This is a genomic window from Actinomadura madurae (assembly GCF_047130825.1).
GTDB lineage: Bacteria > Actinomycetota > Actinomycetes > Streptosporangiales > Streptosporangiaceae > Spirillospora > Spirillospora madurae.
On the sequence record NZ_CP083237.1, the window covers coordinates 2,154,925 to 2,172,533 of the forward strand.

Annotated in this window: 6 protein-coding genes; all 6 read left to right on the forward strand. The window is 74.7% G+C overall.

What is annotated here, in order from left to right:
- Positions 1-32 precede the first annotated feature (32 nt).
- Genes K8Z49_RS10040 through K8Z49_RS10065 form a run of 6 tightly spaced genes read left to right on the forward strand, consistent with a single transcriptional unit; the run spans position 33 to position 17,607 of the window.
- On the forward strand, positions 33-5,045 hold the full coding sequence (locus tag K8Z49_RS10040; RefSeq protein WP_412518324.1) for an amino acid adenylation domain-containing protein: 5,013 nt from the start codon (positions 33-35) through the stop codon (positions 5,043-5,045).
- Positions 5,042-10,351, forward strand: a complete 5,310-nt coding sequence (locus K8Z49_RS10045; protein WP_412518326.1) for an SDR family oxidoreductase — start codon at positions 5,042-5,044, stop codon at positions 10,349-10,351. Before K8Z49_RS10040 ends, K8Z49_RS10045 begins: the two co-directional genes overlap by 4 nt.
- Positions 10,351-13,413, forward strand: coding sequence for a non-ribosomal peptide synthetase (locus K8Z49_RS10050; RefSeq protein WP_412518328.1), 3,063 nt, complete (start codon positions 10,351-10,353; stop codon positions 13,411-13,413). The genes K8Z49_RS10045 and K8Z49_RS10050 overlap by 1 nt, the downstream gene beginning before the upstream one ends.
- The gene (locus K8Z49_RS10055; protein WP_111831355.1) at positions 13,410-14,180 is read left to right on the forward strand and encodes a thioesterase II family protein; all 771 of its coding nucleotides are present in this window, start codon (positions 13,410-13,412) and stop codon (positions 14,178-14,180) included. Before K8Z49_RS10050 ends, K8Z49_RS10055 begins: the two co-directional genes overlap by 4 nt.
- Positions 14,177-17,275 (forward strand): non-ribosomal peptide synthetase, encoded by a 3,099-nt coding sequence (locus K8Z49_RS10060; RefSeq protein WP_111831354.1) that lies wholly within the window; start codon positions 14,177-14,179, stop codon positions 17,273-17,275. Before K8Z49_RS10055 ends, K8Z49_RS10060 begins: the two co-directional genes overlap by 4 nt.
- Positions 17,272-17,607 (forward strand): acyl carrier protein, encoded by a 336-nt coding sequence (locus K8Z49_RS10065; protein WP_021595792.1) that lies wholly within the window; start codon positions 17,272-17,274, stop codon positions 17,605-17,607. The genes K8Z49_RS10060 and K8Z49_RS10065 overlap by 4 nt, the downstream gene beginning before the upstream one ends.
- Positions 17,608-17,609 lie beyond the last annotated feature (2 nt).

The window sequence follows — 17,609 nt, forward strand, 5'->3', positions numbered from 1 at the left end:
AGCCCGTCCGCCGAGTCCGAGAAAGCCTGTTGATGCCACGCGACCTCACCGCCGCCGACCGTGCCTGGCCGCCCGCGGGCGCACGCGCCGCCGGGCCGACCGTCCCGGACCGGTTCACCGCCGTCGCCGCCCGGCACCCCGGCCGGATCGCAGTGGTCTCGGACGGGCGGCGGATCACCTACGGCGAGCTCGACGCACGCATCGACCTGCTGGCGCGCAGGCTCGTACGGGCCGGCGTGAGGCGGGACGCCGTCGTCGCCGTCGTCACCGAGGACGGCGGCGCCGACTCCGTGGTCGCGGCGTTCGCGGCGTGGCGGGCGGGCGGCGCCTACATGCCCGTGGACCCGGCGTCTCCCGCGGCACGAATCCGGCGGATGCTCGCCGGCGTCTCCCCGGCCGCCCTCGTCGGCGCCCCGGACCTGGTGCGCGCCGCCGGCGTCGGGACCGGCGTGATCGAGGTGCCGCACGCCGGGCGCCCACCACGGCGGCGCCGGCCGGAGACGTCCACGCACCTGGACGACCTCGCCTACGTCATCCACACCTCCGGGTCCACCGGGGAGCCGAAAGCGGTCGCCGTGCCGCATCGCGCGCTCGCCGCCGCGTACGCCGGCTGGGCCGCCGAGTACGACCTGCTGGACTCGCCCCGCACGTGCCTGCAGGGCGCCGGCCCGGCGTTCGACGTGCACATCGCGGACATCGTGCGGGCGCTGTGTTCCGGCGGGCGCCTGGTGCTGTGCCGGCAGGCCACGCTGCTCGATCCCGCGGCGCTGTGGCGGCTGCTGACGACCGAATCCGTGGACACGCTCGAACTGACGCCCTCGGTGATCCGGCTGCTGGTCGAGTGGATGTCCGACACGGGCGCGCGCCTCGACCGCGTCCGGCTGTTCATCTCCGGCGGCGAGCAGTGGCGGACCGAGGAGTTCCGCCGGCTGGCGCCGCTGCTGGCGCCGACCACGCGCATCGTGAACTCCTACGGGGTGGCCGAAGCCGGCATCGACAGCACCTACCACGAGGTGACCGAGGAATCCGTGGAGACGGACGCCGTCCCGATCGGCCGTCCCTTCCCCGGGGTCGAGGTGGCGGTCCTCGACCCGGGCGGGAACGAGGTCCCCCCGGGCGCCGTGGGTGAGCTCCACCTCGGCGGTCCCGGCCTGGCCCGCGGTTATCACGGACGGCCCGCGGAGACGGCGCAGCGCTTCCTCCCGGACGGGGCGGGCGGGCGCAGGTACCGTACCGGCGATCTCGTGCGGCGGCGAGCGGACGGGGCACTGGTCCATGTCGGCAGGTCCGACAACGAGGTCAAAGTCCGCGGTGTGCGGGTCGGCCTCGACGGCGTCGAAGCGACGCTGCGGCGGCATCCCGAGGTGCGCGACGCCGCCGTCCTGCTGGAGCGCGTCGGCGGGCAGGGCGTCCTGATCGCCCATGTCGTCGCGGCGGCCGCGCCGCCCCCGCCCGGCCTCGGCGACACGCTCAAGCGGTACCTGGCGGAGTCGCTGCCGCCTGCGGCCGTGCCCGCTGAGGTCCGGGTCCATGGCGCCCTTCCGCTCAGCGCGTCCGGGAAGGTGGACCGGCGAGCGCTCGCCTCCGGCGCCGAGCCGGCCGTGACCGCGTTCCGGCCGGCCGACGACATCGAGCGTACGCTGGGCGAGCAGTGGGCGCTGCTGGTCGGCCGCCCGCCGCGGACCGCGACGGAGAGTCTCTTCCAGGCCGGGGGCGACTCGCTCACGGCGGCCAGGCTGGCGATCGCCATCCGGCGGGAGCTTTCGGTCGAGGTCTCCGCGGGCACCGTCCTGACCGGCCCCACGATCCGGCAGCTCGCCGCCGCGGTACAGGCGGCCGACCCGGTCGCGCCGGTGGCCCCGTCCGGCCCCGTCTCCGCGGCGCCGTTCACGCTCGGCCAGCACAGTCTCTGGCTTCTGCACCAGTTCGACCCCGCCGACCCCGCCTACCACCTCCCCACGGTGGTGCGACTGACCGGCGACCTGCGGGTGAACGCGCTGCGCTCGGCGCTGGACGCGCTGATCGCCAGACATGACGCGCTGCGCTGCCACGTGCACGTCGCCGTGAACGGTCCCGAACTCACCGTGCGCGACCCGATGCCGTGCCCGTTCGAGGTCGTCGACGCCGGGGGGCGGCCCGGCGAGACGATCGAGCGGTTCGTCGGACGGCCGTTCGACCTGACCTGCGCTCCGCTGATCCGCGCGGCCCTGGTACGGCACGACGGCGACCTCCACGATCTCGTCATCGTGGTGCACCACCTGGTGTTCGACGACTGGTCCGAACGGGTGCTGCTCCGCGAGCTCGGCCGGCTGTACTCGGCCGCCGTCACCGGCACCGCCCCAGACCTTCCCCGGCTGAGCATCGGCAGCGCCGAGCTGGCCGTCCGGCGTGCCGCGGTCGCGAACGGGTCGGCGGGCGCCCCGCAGCGCGAGTACTGGCGCCGGACGCTCGCCGATCCGCCGGCGCCGCCGGCGCTGCCCGCCCCGGCCACCGGCCCGGCGGCCGGCGGACCCGGCCGACACGCGGTGCGCCTCGACGCGGCGCTGGCCGGTCGGATCCGCCGGATCGCCGGCGCGCACCAGGTCACCCCGTACGTCCTGCTGCTCGCCGGGCTGTCGGTGCTGCTGCGGCGCTGGTCCGGTGAGCGGGACCTGATCGTCGGCGTTCCGCTCGGCCATCGGGACCGTCCGGAGACCCTGGACATGATCGGATTCCTGGTCGCCACGCTGCCGCTGCGCCTGACGGTGGACGATCGGGCGACGTTCGGCGACCTGCTGTCCGCGACCGGCCGCGCCCTCGCGGAGGGCGCGGGCAACGCCGAGGTCCCCGTCGATCGGATCCTGCATGATCTGCGCAGCGGCGCCCGCCGGCGCAACCAGCTCTTCCGGGTGTGGTTCAACTGGCTCGGCGCACCCGCCGCCCCGCCCTCGATGACCGGCCTCATCACCGAGCTGGCCGAGCCGCCGGTGCCGGGCGCGCTGTTCGATCTGTCCATCTACGTCGCCGAACACGGCGACGAGCTCCGGCTGGACCTCGTGTACGACACCGCCGCCCTCGACGCCGGGCACGCGGTCGCGTTCCTCGACCAGTTCGTCGCGCTGCTCGAACGGTTCTGCCGCGCTCCGGACCGCCCGGTGGCCCACCACGTGCCGGGTGCCGGTGCGCGGCCCCCCGCGGACCTGCGCACGCGGCCCCCGGACCTGGTGCGGGCGCTGGCCGACACCGTCGCCGGCCACCGCGACGGCATCGCGGTCCGCGACGCCTCCGGCCGCGGCACCTCCTACGGCGAGCTCTACGCGGCGGCCGCCGAGCAGAGCACGGCGCTGGTCGCCGCCGGCGTCCGGGCGGGCGACACCGTTCCGGTCCTCGCCGCCCGCGTACCGGAACTGGTGACCGCCATGCTCGGTGTGCTGGGCGCCGGAGCGGCCTTCGCCGTTCTCGACGCGGGGCATCCGGCCGCCCGGCTCGCCGAACAACTGGCGGTACTCGACGCCCCCGTCGGCATCACGGTGGCCGGCCCCGTTTCCGGCGAGCTGCGCGAGACGACGGCCACATGGCTCGTCCCGCCGCCACCGCGTTCGGCGGCCTCGTGGCCGGTGCGCGACCCCGACCCGCGCCGGCACACCTACGCGGCGTTCACCTCGGGCACGACCGGGTACGCGCAGCCGGTGCGCGCCGGGCAGCCGCCGCTGGCCAACTTCCTGTCCTGGTACACGGAACGGTTCGCCATCGACGCCGCGGACCGCTTCGCCCTCCTTTCGGGGCTCGGTCACGACCCTCTGCTGCGTGACGTGCTGACCCCCCTGTGGGCCGGTGCCACCCTGTGCGTACCGCCCGACCTCCTTCGCAGGCCCGTCGAGCTTCTGGACTGGCTGGCCGCCGAGTCCGTGACGGTCCTGCACGCGACCCCCGCGCTGTGCCGCCTGCTCAGCCTGCCGCTAGCCGTCCCGCCACTGCCCGAGCTCCGGCTGCTGTGCTGCGCCGGCGATCTGCTCATGGCCGGGGATCTCCCGGGCATCCGCCGGTGGGCGCCGAACGCCACGGTCATCAACGGGTACGGGACGACCGAGACGCCGCAGATCGTCGGCTTCGCCGTGGTCGCGGAGTCCGGCGCCCTGCCGGCGGCGTCGGTGCTTCCGGTCGGCCGCGGCGTGCCGGGAGCGGAACTGCTCGTCGTCGACGGATCGGGGCGGCCGGCCGCGATCGGTGAACTCGGCACGGTGACCGTCCGAAGCCCGTACCTCGCCGACGCGTACGCCGGCGCGCTGCCCGGACGCGCCGGCGATCCGATCCCGGGCCACCACCGGTTCGCGACCGGCGACATCGGGCGTCTCGGGCCCGACGGTCAGGTCACGGTGCTCGGGCGGACCGGGTCCCAGATACAGGTTCGCGGGTTCCGCGTCGAGCTGGCGGAGATCGACCGCCGGCTGCGCGTCCACCCGGACGTCCGGGACGCCGCGGCCACCGGCCGCCCTGGACCCGACGGCGAGGCCCGGATCGTCGCTCATCTGGTCGCGGAACCGGGCACGGCACCGACGCTCGGCTCGATCCGCGCGCACCTCCGCCGGACTGTGCCCGACCACATGCTGCCGGCCGCGGTCCACCTCGTGCCGCAGATCCCGCTGACCCGCAACGGAAAGGTGGACCGCGCGCGGCTCGGCGACGCTCCGGGCGCGGTGCCCGCCCCGGCCCCGCCCTCTGCGGCCACCGCGCCGCGGACCGAGCTGGAACGAACCATCACCGCAGTGTGGGAGGAGGTTCTCGGACATGACCGGGTCGGTGCGGAGGAGAACTTCTTCGACCTGGGCGCGACCTCGCTGCTCTTGACCAAGGCGCACGTCCGCCTCCAGCAGGTGACCGCCCGCGCGTTCCCCGTCACCGTCCTGTTCGAGCACACGACCGTCCGCGGTCTCGCCGGCTACCTGGCCGGCGAGGAGGCCGAGTCACCGCGGCCGGTGACCCGGCGGGCGCGGTACCTCGCGGAGGTTCGCGGCCGGCGGCTCGCCGCCCGCTCCGCGGCTTGCCCGAAGGAGACGAGTACATGAGCAACCACACCGACGGCATCGCCCTGATCGGGCTGGCCGCCCGGCTCCCCGGCGCGGCGGACGCCGCCCGATTCTGGGACAACCTCCGCACCGGGCACGAAGCGGTCCGGTTCCCCTCCGACGAGGAGCTCCTGGCCGCGGGCGTGCCCGCCTCGATGCTGGCCGACAGCGGCTATGTCAAGGCGGTGGCGGAGACGCCCGAACTGGAGATGTTCGACGCGGACTTCTTCGGCTTCACCCCGCGCGACGCCACCCTGCTCGACCCCCAGATCAGGCTCTTCCTGGAGGTCGGGCACACGGCGGTCGAGGACGCCGGGTACGACCCGGCGCGGATCGCCGACGGGGCGGGGGTCTTCGGCGCGGTCGGCGTCAACCGGTACCTGGACCTGCACGTGCGACGCCCCACCGGCTACGAGGCCAACTCCAGCGGGAACGCGGCCCTGAGCACGCTCAGCCATCCGGACTACGCGGCGACTCATCTCGCCTACCGCTTCGGCTTCCGCGGCCCAGCACTGACGGTGTCGACCGCCTGTTCGAGTTCGGCGGTGGCCGTGCATCTCGCCTGCCAGGCACTGCGGACCGGCGAGTGCGACATCGCCGTCGCGGCGGGCAGCGAGGTGGAGATGCCGGCCCATTCCGGCTACCTGTGGGATCCCGGCGGGCCCCTGTCGCCGGACGGGCACGTCCGGCCGTTCGATCATCGCGCCGCCGGCACCGTCTTCGGCACCGGCGCCGGCGCGGTGGTCCTCAAACGGCTGGACGACGCCCTCGCCGACGGCGACCGGGTCCGGGCGGTCATCCGAGCCTCGGCGATGAGCAACGACGGCGCGGCGAAGGCCGGGTTCACCACGCCGGGCGTCTCCGGCCAGGTCCAGGCCGTCCGCGAGGCCATGGTGCTCGCCGGGGTGGAGGCGCCGGACGTCTCGTTCATCGAGGCGCACGCGACGGGCACCCCGCTCGGCGACCCGATCGAGGTGACCGCGCTCGCTCAGGCCCACCGGCCCCTCGGCGCCGACCGGATCGACTCCCCCATCGTTCTCGGTTCGGTCAAAGGGAACATCGGTCACCTCGGGCACGCCTCGGGCATCGCATCGCTGATCAAGCTGGTGCTCTGCATCGAGCACGAGCAGCTCGTGCCGACGGTGAACTTCGCCGAGCCCAACCCGCGGCTGTCCCTGGACACGACGCCGTTCGTCATCGGTGACCGGACCACGCCGTGGCCGAGGGACGCCGCGCGGCCCCGGATCGCCGGCCTGAGCTCGTTCGGCTTCGGTGGTACCAATGTCCACCTCGTCGTGCAGGAGGGGCCGCCCGTGCGGCACTCTCCGGCCGCACGGCGGCCACAGGTGATCGTGCTGTCGGCCCGGACACCCGAGGCGGCGCGGGTCTACCAGGAGCGCGCCGCGGCGGCGCTGGACGGCGCCGGCGCCGGGCAGTACGCCGACACGGCCGGTGTGCTGCAGGACGGCCGTACCCGCCACGCGGCCCGGTCCGCCGTGGTGGCGCCGGACGCCGCGGAGGCGGCGCGCACGCTGCCCGCGGCCCCGATCCGCACCGGTGACGCACTTCCCGTGATCTTCGCCTTCCCCGGCCAGGCGGCGCAGTACCCGGCGATGGCCGCCGACCTGCACGGAGCCGACCCGGTTTTCACCGAAGCGATGGACACCTGCCTTGAGGCGTTCGCCCAGCACGGGGTCCGGCTCGAAGGGCACTGGCGGGACCCCGACGCCTCGGCACTCGCCGACACGACCGTCGCCCAGCCGCTGCTGTTCTCGGTCGAGTTCGCGCTGGCCGAGATGTGGCGCTCGTGGGGCATCACCCCCGCCGGAGTGCTCGGGCACAGCATCGGCGAGCTGACCGCGGGCGCCGTCGCGGGCGTCTTCGACCTCCCGGACGCGGTCCGCCTGGTCTGCGCGCGTGCCGAGGCGATGGCCGCCATGCCGCCCGGGGGCTTGGTCGCGGTCAGCGCCGGTGCCGAAGAGGTGTCCGGCCTGCTGCCGGACGAGGTGAGCGTCGCCGTGGTCAACGGTCCGCGGCAGGTCGTGCTGGCGAGTCCCGCCGACCGGCTCGACGAGGTCCAGGCCCTGCTGAGGGAGCGCCGCCTGAACTTTCGCCTGCTCCCGGTCCCGCACGCGTTCCACAGCCCGCACATGGCGCAGGCGGCGACGAAGTTCGACCTGGCGTTCGCGGACGTCCGGTCGCACGAGCCGGCCGTCCCCGTCTTCTCTTCGGCCGCGGGCGGTCCAGCCGGCGCCGAGACGGGGCTGGCGCGGTTCTGGTCGGACCAGCTGGTCCGACCGGTCCGCTTCGACCTCGCGGTCGACCATCTTCTCGGCGGGAATGACCGGCTGCTGCTCGAAGTCGGCCCCGGGCATACGCTGACCAGGCTCGCCAGAGAGCATCGGGCGGTGCGGGCCGGAACGAGCGGTGCGGTGGCGACGCTGCCGGCGCGTGCGGGGGACGACGAGCTTCTCTCGGTGCTGGAAGCCGCCGCCGCCCTCTGGACGGAAGGGCACGAGCTCAATTGGGCGGCCGTCCGGCAGCGGGAGGCGTTCCACCGCCTGCCGGCGCCTACCTACCCTTACCGGCGAAGCCGGCACTGGCTGCCGCTGCGCGGCACGGTGCCGGACCGAACGCCGGAGGAGGGCGGTGAAGGCGCCGTCGCGCCCGAGCCGGAGGACGTCGCGGCCGGCCACGACGGGGTGACCCCGTTCACGACCGCGACCTGGGTCGAGGAACCGCGCCCCGCGAACCGGCGAACCGGTGCGGGCGCACCCGCGGTGGCCGTCGTGCCGGCCGATCACGAGGCGTCGCTGCCGGTCCTGCTGGCGCTGCGGCAGGCCGGCTACCGGCCCGTGGTGGTCCGCCCCGGCGCCGCCTTCGCCGAGGAGGGCGAAGAATTCCGGGTCCGCCTCGACCGGCCGGAGCAGTTCGGCAACGTCCTCACCGCGCTCGCCGACCGCGGGAAGCGGCCGGCGCTCCTGGTGCACGCGCTGTCGATGGCGGTCCTCGACCGGCCGAGCAGGACGAACCTGGACGAGCAGCTCGACAGCACGCTGCACAGCCTTGTGGCGCTCGTCCAGCACGGCGGCCGGCACAGCCCGGAGGCGGATCTGCTGGTGCTGGCCGGTCGATCGGTCGACCTCACCGGCGCCGAACCGCTCGACCCGGCGAAGGCCGCACTGCACGGGGCGGTCCGCAGCCTCGCCATGGAGACGCCCGACCTCACCTGCCGGCTGGTCGACGTCAGCGACCCCGTGCGCGAGGAGGACCTCGCCGCCGAGATCACCGCCACCGGCACCGACCGGGTCGTGGCGTTGCGCGGGCCCGGCCGATGGGTTCGGACCGATCGGCTCTACACGCCGGACGCTCCCGCCGCGCCGGCCGTCCGCAGGGGCGGCGTCTACGTGCTGACCGGAGGGCTCGGCGATCTCGGACTGGCCGTGGCCGGCGCGCTCGCCGACACCGGGTTGCGCCCGCACCTGGTCCTGCTCGGCCGGCACGGGATCGCCGCGGACGACGAGCGCCGCCGGGCGCGGGTCGCCGCGCTGGAGGCCGCCGGGGCGACGGTCTCGGTGGAGGAGTGCGACGTGGGCGACCACCGGAGCATGCGCCGCGTGCTGGACATCCTGCGCACCCGGCACGGAGCGGTGCACGGGATCGTCCATCTGGCAGGCGTCGCGGGAGGCGGCACGCTGCTCGGCCGCGACCGGGACGACACGGCGGCGGTGCTGTGGCCGAAGGCGATGGGCACGGTGGTGCTGGCCGAGTTGCTCGCCGACCAGCCGCCGCTCGACTTCTTCGTGACGTTCTCCAGCCGAGCCGCCGTCGACGGGCTGCTCGGCGGGGCCGACTACGCCGCGGCGAACGCGTTCGCCGACGCGCAGAGCCGCCTCATGGCGCGCGCCGGGATCCCGGCGGTGAGCCTCAACTGGCCTGCCTGGCACACGGTCGGCATGGCCGTCCGGCCGGACCCGGCGCCCGAGGGCTCCCGGACGTGGTCGGCTGTCCTTGATCCCCGCGAGCACCCGGTCCTCGACGAGCACCGGATCGACGGCGTTCCCGTGCTCCCCGGCACCGGTCACCTCGACCTCGTCGTCCGGGCGTACCGCGAGGTCATCGGGCCGCACGCGGGACCGCTGCGGCTCAGCGACGTGGTCTTCCAGCGGCCCCTCCCGGTGCCCGAGGCGCGGCAGGTGGAGGTGCTGTTCCGGCCGGACGGCCCGGGCTGGCGCTTCGCCGTGGGATCCACGCCGGCGACCGGTGCCGGCGGCGAGAACGTCCGGTATGCGACCGGCTGCGTGGTCTCGATGGACGCGGACGAGATCGCGACGCCACCCGGCCCCGGCGCGTCGCTCCAGAATCTGCGGGAACGGCTCACCGCCCCGTCGCCCGACCACGGCGAGGAAGACCATCCGCGGCTGTTCGCCGTCGGCCCGCGCTGGGACATCGTCCGCGGTGTCACGACCGGGCCGGACCACGGCGACGAACTGCTCATCGAGCTGGCCCTGCCCGAGGCGTTCCAGCCGGATCTCGACGTCCATCCGCTGCACCCCGCCGTGCTGGACTGCGCGACCTCCGCGGTACGCCGCCCGGCCACCGACGGCCTGAGCCTGCCGTTCGGCTACGAGTCGCTCGAACTCCACGCCGACCTGCCCGCCGAGTCGGTCAGCCACATCCGCAGGCGTCCCTCCGGTGCCGGCCTCATCGTCGCGGACATCGACCTCTACACCGCGGGCGGGAGCCTCGTGGCGCGGATCGCCGGGTTCAGCATGCGGCAGGTCATCGACGGCACCTTCCTCCCAGACGAGGGCCCGGTCGACGGCATCGCGCCCGAGCACGGCGGCGCGCTGTTCCTGTCGCTGCTCGGGACCAGGCACCCGTACCAGGTGTCGGTGCGGCCCCACGTCAACGGTGTGCCGGTGCGCACCACGGTGATCGCGGGGGCACCGACCCTCCCGCCACCGCGAGTGACGGAGCCGGGAGCGCCGACGCCTTCGTCGCGGGTGGCGGCCCCGGTCGCGGCACCGGCGGCGACGCCGGTCACGGCAGCGGTGACCTCCGGATCGGTGCGGGACCGCCTGGCGGCGCTGTGGGAGCGCGTGCTCGGCATCGCCCCGTCCGGCGAGCTCGCCGACTTCTTCGAACTCGGCGGCAACTCGCTCAGCGCCGTCGAGCTGATGTCGGAGATCCGCGCCGAGTTCGGCATCCGGACCGGCATCGTCACCCTGTTCGACCACCCGACGCTCGGCGCGCTGGCGGAGATCATCGCGGCGGAAGGCGCGGCGGAAGGCGCGGCGACCTGATGGCGATCACCGAGCGGGACACGCCGATCTCCGACAAGGAGCGCGCCCAGTGGATGCTGCACCGGCTCGTTCCCGAGCACGGCATCTGCAACGTCGGCTTCGCGGTGAAGGTGCCGGCGCGGCTGCGCTGGTGGCCGCTGCGGGAAGCGCTCGACCACGTGGTGCGGCGGCATCCGGCCTTGCGAACGTCCATCCAGCCCGTCGGGCACGAGCTGCGCAAACGGTTCCTTTCCGCCGACGAGGCGACGGTGCCGCTAGAGGTGCACCAGGGCACCGCTGAGGAGGTGACGGAACTCGTCACCGGCCTGATCGCCGAACGCATGGACCTCGACCGCCCTCCGCTGGTCAGGGCGCACATGATCATGTTGCCGGACGCGACCGTGGTGTGCGTCGTCCTCCATCACCTCGTCGTCGACGACGTCACCACGCGGATAGTGACGCGGGAGACGGCGGCCTTGTACGACGCGTACGCCGACGGCGACACCTCACCCCAGCTGCCCGCGCCCGCTCCGCCGCAGGTCGAGCCGGCGCCGGACGCGGCGGCGATCGAGTTCTGGACCGAGCATCTGGCGGGCATCGATCCGGAGCGCCTCGCTCTCGCGGGCGCCCGGCCCGTCCCCGACCGGCCGACCTTCGCCGCGGCGCGGCTCGACCGCACACTGTCCGAGGAGGCCGGCGAGGCGGTCGCCCGGCTCCGGTCCCGCACCAGGACGACCGACAACATCGTCCTGCTCGCCGCGTACTACCTGCTGCTCGCCGGCCACGGGGCCGGCCCGGACCTCGCGGTCGGTGTCCCGGTGACCACCCGGCGGGGCAGTGCGCGGAACGACGCCGCCGGCTTCCACGCCAACATCCTGCCCATCCGGGTGCGAGTCGACCTCGGCACCGACTTCGCCACCCTCGTCCGGACGACCAGGGACGCCTTCCTCGGCGGGCTCGAACACGGACACGCCTCGTTCGAGTCGGTGCGGCACGCCCTGGACACCAGGTCGGCCGACTGGCGGGCGCCGCTGTTCCGCCAGTCGTTCAACTACCGTCCGGCCGGGCCGGACGAGCTGACCATGGCCGGCCGGCCCGTCGAGTACGTCGACGCGTGGCACGGGCTGAGCCGGCTCGACCTGGAGCTGATCGTCCAGGCGGGCCCGCCCTTCGAGCTCACCGCCGTCTACAGCACCGAGGCGCACGGCCACGAGGACGTCGCCGACCTTCTCGACCGGTACGAGAACCTGCTGATCGCGCTCGCCTCCGATCCGGACCGGCCCCTGCGCGAGGTCGACGCCCTGCCGGCGGCGGACCGGGCCCTCCTGGCGCGCGTCAACGACACCGCGCGGCCGTGGCCGGCCGGGACCGTCCCGGACATGATCAGCGATCGTGCCCGGCGGACTCCCGGCGCTCCGGCCGTCGACGAGCTGACCTACGGCGAGCTCGCCGGCCTGGCCGCGGGGGTGCGCGACGCGCTGCTCGCCCGCGGGGTCGCCCCCGGCGACGTCGTCGGCACGTACGCGGGCCGCGGTCCAGGGCTGGCGGCGGCCGTACTCGGGGTGTGGGCGGCCGGCGCCGCGTACCTGCCGCTGGACCCCGCGCACCCGATCCCCCGCGCCCGGCACGAGCTGGACGACGCCGGAGTGGGTGTCGTGCTCACCGACCGCGATCTTCCGGGTGACCTGGCGGGCGGACGGCACGCCGTCAGGCTGGACACCGTGCCCGGCGGCATACCCGAGACCCGGTCCGCACCAGGTCCCGAGGATGCGCCCGCCTACCTCCTGTACACCTCCGGCTCGACCGGCCGGCCCAAGGGCGTGCTGGTGACCCACGGCAACCTGGCCAACGTGGTCCGCCACTTCGCGGACATGCTCAAGGTGACACCGGGCGACCGGGTGATGTGGCTGACGACGTTCGCGTTCGACATCTCCGCGCTCGAACTGCTCCTCGCGCTGAGCACGGGAGCGCGGGCGGTCGTCGCGGACGACCGCGCCCAGGTCGACCCCGGGGTGCTCGCCTCACTGGTCGAACGCGCGGACGTCACACTGATCCAGGCGACACCGACGACGTGGCGGCAGCTGGTGCCGCGGCTGCGCGGCCGGCTGCGCGGCCGGCGGGTCCTGTGCGGCGGCGAGCCGCTGACGGCGCCGCTGGCCGAGCGGCTGCTCGCCGAGAAGTGCCAGGTGTTCAACGTCTACGGTCCGACCGAGACCACCATCTGGTCCACGGCGGCCGAGCTGGAGCCGCCCGTCCCCGAGCGGGTCCCCATCGGCCGCCCCATCGCCAACACCACTGTCCGGGTCGTGGACGAGCACGGCCGGGCCGCTCCGCCCGGCGTTCCCGGCGAGCTCTGCATCGGCGGGCGCGGAGTGGCGCTCGGATACCTCGGCGACGAGGAACGCACGGGCCGGGTGTTCCGGACGGCCGGCGGGCTCGGCCGGCACTACCGGACCGGCGATGTGGTGCGCCTCCGCCGTGATGGGCAGCTGGAGTTCCTCGGCCGGGTCGACCGGCAGGTGAAGATTCGCGGGCATCGCGTCGAGCTCGGTGAGATCGAGTCGGTCCTCGAACAGCACCCGGGGGTGCGCGCGGCGGCCGCGCTCGCCGAGCCCGACGCCGCCGGCGGTCTCAGGATCGTCGCCGCCGTCCAGGGCGAGATCTCCGCGAGCGACGACCAGATGGAGCGGCTGCGCCGGCACGCGGCCGGGCTGCTGCCCGGCGCCGCCGTTCCTGCCCGGTTCGCCGTGGTGGGAGACATCCCCACCAATGGGAGCGGCAAGGTCGACTACCGTCGGCTCGCGGAGTCGGTCGCGCCGCCCGGCGACGGTCCGGCACCGCAGCCGCCGGCCGACCCGACGACCCGGCTCGTCGTCGAGCTGTGGCGCACCCTTCTCGACCACCCCCGGATCACGGCCGAGTCGAACTTCTTCCTCTGCGGCGGCCATTCGCTCATCGCCGTGGAGCTCGCCGAACGGGTGAACGTCCGGCTCGGCACGGACGTGGACTTCACCGACGTGTTCGCGGCCCCCACGCCGGCGCGGTTCGCGGCCCTGCTGAGCGAACGGAGGCGTCCCCGGTGACCGACCAGGACCAGTACGGCTGGTTCGTGCCGCTCGCGGCGAACGACGGCATGCCGCTGTACGGCTTCCCGCACGCGGGGGCGGGGTGCACGCAGCTCGCGGGGCTCGCCCGCGCGGGTGAGAAGGCCGGCATCTCGCTGTGGTCGGCGAACCTGCCGGGCCGGCAGGGACGGCTGTCCGAACCGCCGATCACGGTGTTCGAGCCGCTGGTCGACGCCCTGGCCCAGGCCCTCATCGAGCGCGTGGACGACCGGCCGTACGCGATGTTCGGCTACTGCGCGGGCGCACTCCTCGCCTACGGGGTGCTCCAGGGCCTGGCCCTGCGCGGCGCGGCCATGCCGAGCCGGTTCGTCGTCGTCTCCTACGACGCCCCCGACATCGCCCGGCGGCCACGGCGCATGGCGCACCTGCCCCGCGAGGAGCTGTGGGCTCGGCTGCGCGACGACGGCGGAGTGCCCGAGTCCCTCGCGGGGGACGCCAGGCTCCGCCAGGTCGCCGAGCCGGCGGTGCGCGCGGACTTCGCGGTGCTCGCCGGCTACCGCCATCGGCCCGCCCCGCCGCTGCCGGTACCGATCACCGTGTGCTTCGGCACCGACGACCCGGACGTCGAGCGGGGCGCGCTGCTCGGCTGGCGCCGGCACAGCTCCGAATCCGTCGACCTGCGCGCGGTCCCGGGTGGTCACTGGCTCGTCGACGACGCGCCCGACGAGCTCGCGGGCGCCGTCGCGGCCGTGCCGGCCGACGCGAGCGCCGGGCGGCCGGCATGACCGGCGCCGCCGCCCCGCTCGGTACCGGGCTCGATGCGAACGAGCGTGGGCTGTGGGCGTTCCAGCAGCTCGTGCCGCACCGCGGGGTGTCCAACGTGGCCACGGCCATCGAGGTGAGCGGGCCGGCCCGCTGGTGGCCGGTCCGCCGGGCCCTGGAACTCGTGGTCGCCCGGCACCCGGCGCTTCGAAGGTCGTTTCCCGCGGTGAACGGGGTGCCGGTCCGTCGCGAGCACCGGCCGGACGAGGTCGACGTCGAGGTCGAGGTCCATCAGGCCGAACCCGGCGAGCTGGCGGCGGACCTGCGGCGTTTCGCCGCACGGCCGTTCGAGCTCGGCGAGCCCCCGCTGGTCCGCGCCGGCCTGTTCATCCCCGGCCCGGACCAGCATGTGATCTGCGTCGTCGCGCACCACATCGTCACGGACGCGGCCAGCCTCGACACCGTGCTCACCGACCTGCGCCGCGCCTACCTGGCCCTGAGCGGCGGACACGAGCCGCCGATCGCCGCGCCGGTGCCCAGCCGGGCTCGGAGCGGGCAGGATGAGTCCGCGGTGCGGTACTGGCGCGAACGGCTCGCCGGGTTCGACGCCACCGGGATGCGGCTGGAGGAGTCGGCCGCCTCACCGGAGGAACCCGCGTTCTCAGGCGCCGAGCTGGACCGGGTGCTGACCGTGCCCGCCGACATGCTCGCCGGGCTCCGCCGGCGCTGCCGCGCGACCGATTCAGCGATCCTGCTCGCCGCCTTCTACCTGGTGCTCCACGAGCACGGAGCCGCACCCGACGCGGTGGTCGGCGTCATGATGGACACCCGCCCCGAGGACGCCGGCGATGTCGGCCACCACGATGTCGGCTACCACGTGGCGACGGTGCCACTGAGAGTCTCCCTCAACGGCCGGGCCGGATTCGCCGACCTGGTCGCCCGGGTCTCCGGCGAGATCGTCGCCGGCAGGGAGAACGGCGCGATGCCCTTCGAACTGCTCGCCACCGCCCGCCCCGACCGCTCGGAACCCGCGTGGTGGCGCGGCGCCCTGGTACGGCACTGCTACAACTTCCGGCCGGAACGGACCTCCGACGAGCCGCTCGGCGACGGCTCCCGCTTCCGGGACGTCCACACCGGCCTGTCCAGGTTCGACCTGGAGCTCGTCGTCCAACCGGTGGCGGGGACGTTGCGCGTCGGCCTCCAGTACGCCACGGAGATCCACGACGCGGCGTTCGCCGAGCGCTTCCTCGACCGGTTCAAGCTGGCGCTCGACCAGGCCGTCGCGGATCCCGGCCTGGCGCTCGCGGACTTCGACCTGCGCACCGCCCGCGACCGGCACGTCGTCACGGTCGCCAACCGGACCGCCGTGCCGTGGCCGGCCCCGCCCACCGTGCTCGACATGATCGTCAAGGCGGCGCGCGACCGGCCCGACGCGGTCGCGATCACGCAGGACGGACGCGCCACCACCTACGGCCGGCTGATGTCCGCCGCGGCGACCGTCCGCGACGCCGTGCTGAGCCACGGCCGCGCGGACCATCCGCTCGTCGCGGTCGCGGCTCCGCGCGGCGCCGGCACCGCCGCCGCGGCGATCGGGGTCTGGGCGGCGGGCGGCTGCTACGTGCCGCTCGACCCCGGCCACCCGCCCCGCCGGCTCCTCCAGCAGCTGGACGAGGCCGGTTGCGCGCTGGTCGTCGGCGGCGACGATATTCCGCCGCGGTGCCTCGACGGGCGGATCCGCGTTCCGCTTCCCGATCCGGCCACGGCGGCGGGCACCGGGCCGGACCGGTTCGAGTACGGCCCGGCCCCCGCCGACCCCGCGTACGTGATCTTCACGTCGGGGTCGACGGGACGGCCGAAAGGCGTCCGGCTGACCCACCGCAACCTGGCGAACGTGGTCCGCCACTTCACCGCCGAGCTCGGCCTGGACGCCTCGGTCGCGATGACATGGCTGACCACGTTCGCGTTCGACATCTCCACCCTCGAACTGTGCCTTCCCCTTGCGGTGGGCGGGCGGGTGGTGGTCGCTCCGGACGAGTCGGCGGCGCGGCCGGCCGAGCTGCTCGACCTCATCGTCCGGGAGCGGGTGTCGGTGATCCAGGCGACGCCGACCACGTGGCGGCTGGTCGCCGAGCACGGGACCGGACGGCTGACCGGCCGCACGATCCTGTGCGGTGGGGAACCCCTGCCGTCGCGACTCGCCGGACGGCTCCTGGCGACCGGCGCGCGGGTGTTCAACGTGTACGGCCCGACGGAGACGACCATCTGGTCGACCACCACCGAGATCACCGACCCCGACGCCCGGATCACCATCGGGCGGCCGATCGCCAACACCACCGTCGACATCGTCGACCAGCGCGGCCGGCCCCGGCCGGTCGGTCTGGCCGGCGAGCTGTGCATCGGCGGTGCCGGCGTCGCCTCCGGTTACCACGGCCGCCCGGACCTGACCGCCGAGCGGTTCGGCAACGGTGCCCGGCTCGGCCGGCACTACCGCACCGGCGACCGGGCCCGCTGGCTGCCCGACGGGACCATCGAGCTGCTCGGCCGGGCGGACCGTCAGGTCAAGATCAGGGCGCACCGCATCGAGCTCGGCGAGGTGGAGGCCGCACTGGAGACGCATCCGGACGTCACGACGGCGGCGGCGATCGTGGTCGGCGACTCGGCCGCCGACACCAGGATCACCGCGTTCGTCGTCGCCGATCGGGCCGGGCTGGAGACCGAGCTCTGGAACCACGTGAGCGAGGTGCTGCCCGGCTACGCGGTGCCGAGCGGGATCACGGTGCTCGACGCGCTGCCGACCACGGCCAACGGGAAGGTGGACTACCGTGCGCTGGCCGCACGTCCGGCCGGCCCGCCGGCCCGCGGCGACCACCGGAACGGCGCCGAGGCGACCGACGAGACCGAGGCGGCGCTCATCGCCCTCTGGAGGTCCGTGCTCGGCAGACCCGACCTGGATCGGGACGCCAACTTCTTCCTGAGCGGCGGGCACTCCTTGCTCGCCGCGCGGCTGGCTCAGATCGCGAGCGACACGTTCGGAACGCCTCTCACCATGGGCGCGGTCTTCCGCGCCCCCACCCCAGCGGCATTCGCGACCCTCGTCCGCAAGGAGGCGGGACGATGACGCACGATGAGCGGCAGCTCGTCACCGCGCTGACCGACTCGATCCGCGAGCAGGTGGGCCGGACGATCCCCGTGGACGCCAGCTTCTTCGAAGCCGGACTGGACTCCGCGGCGATGATCGGCGTGTCCGCCCGTCTGCGGCGACGGATCGGCCGCGAACCGCCCATCTCCGCGTTCTTCGAGCACCCGACCGTGCGCGCTCTCGCCGTGTTCATCGCCGGCTCGGCCGAACCGGCCGATCGAGGAGCCGGCCGGCCGCCCGCGGGCGCCGCCTGGACGCCGTACGACCGGCGCGCGCTTCGAAATCGTCTGCGGCAGCGGAAAGGTTCGTGACC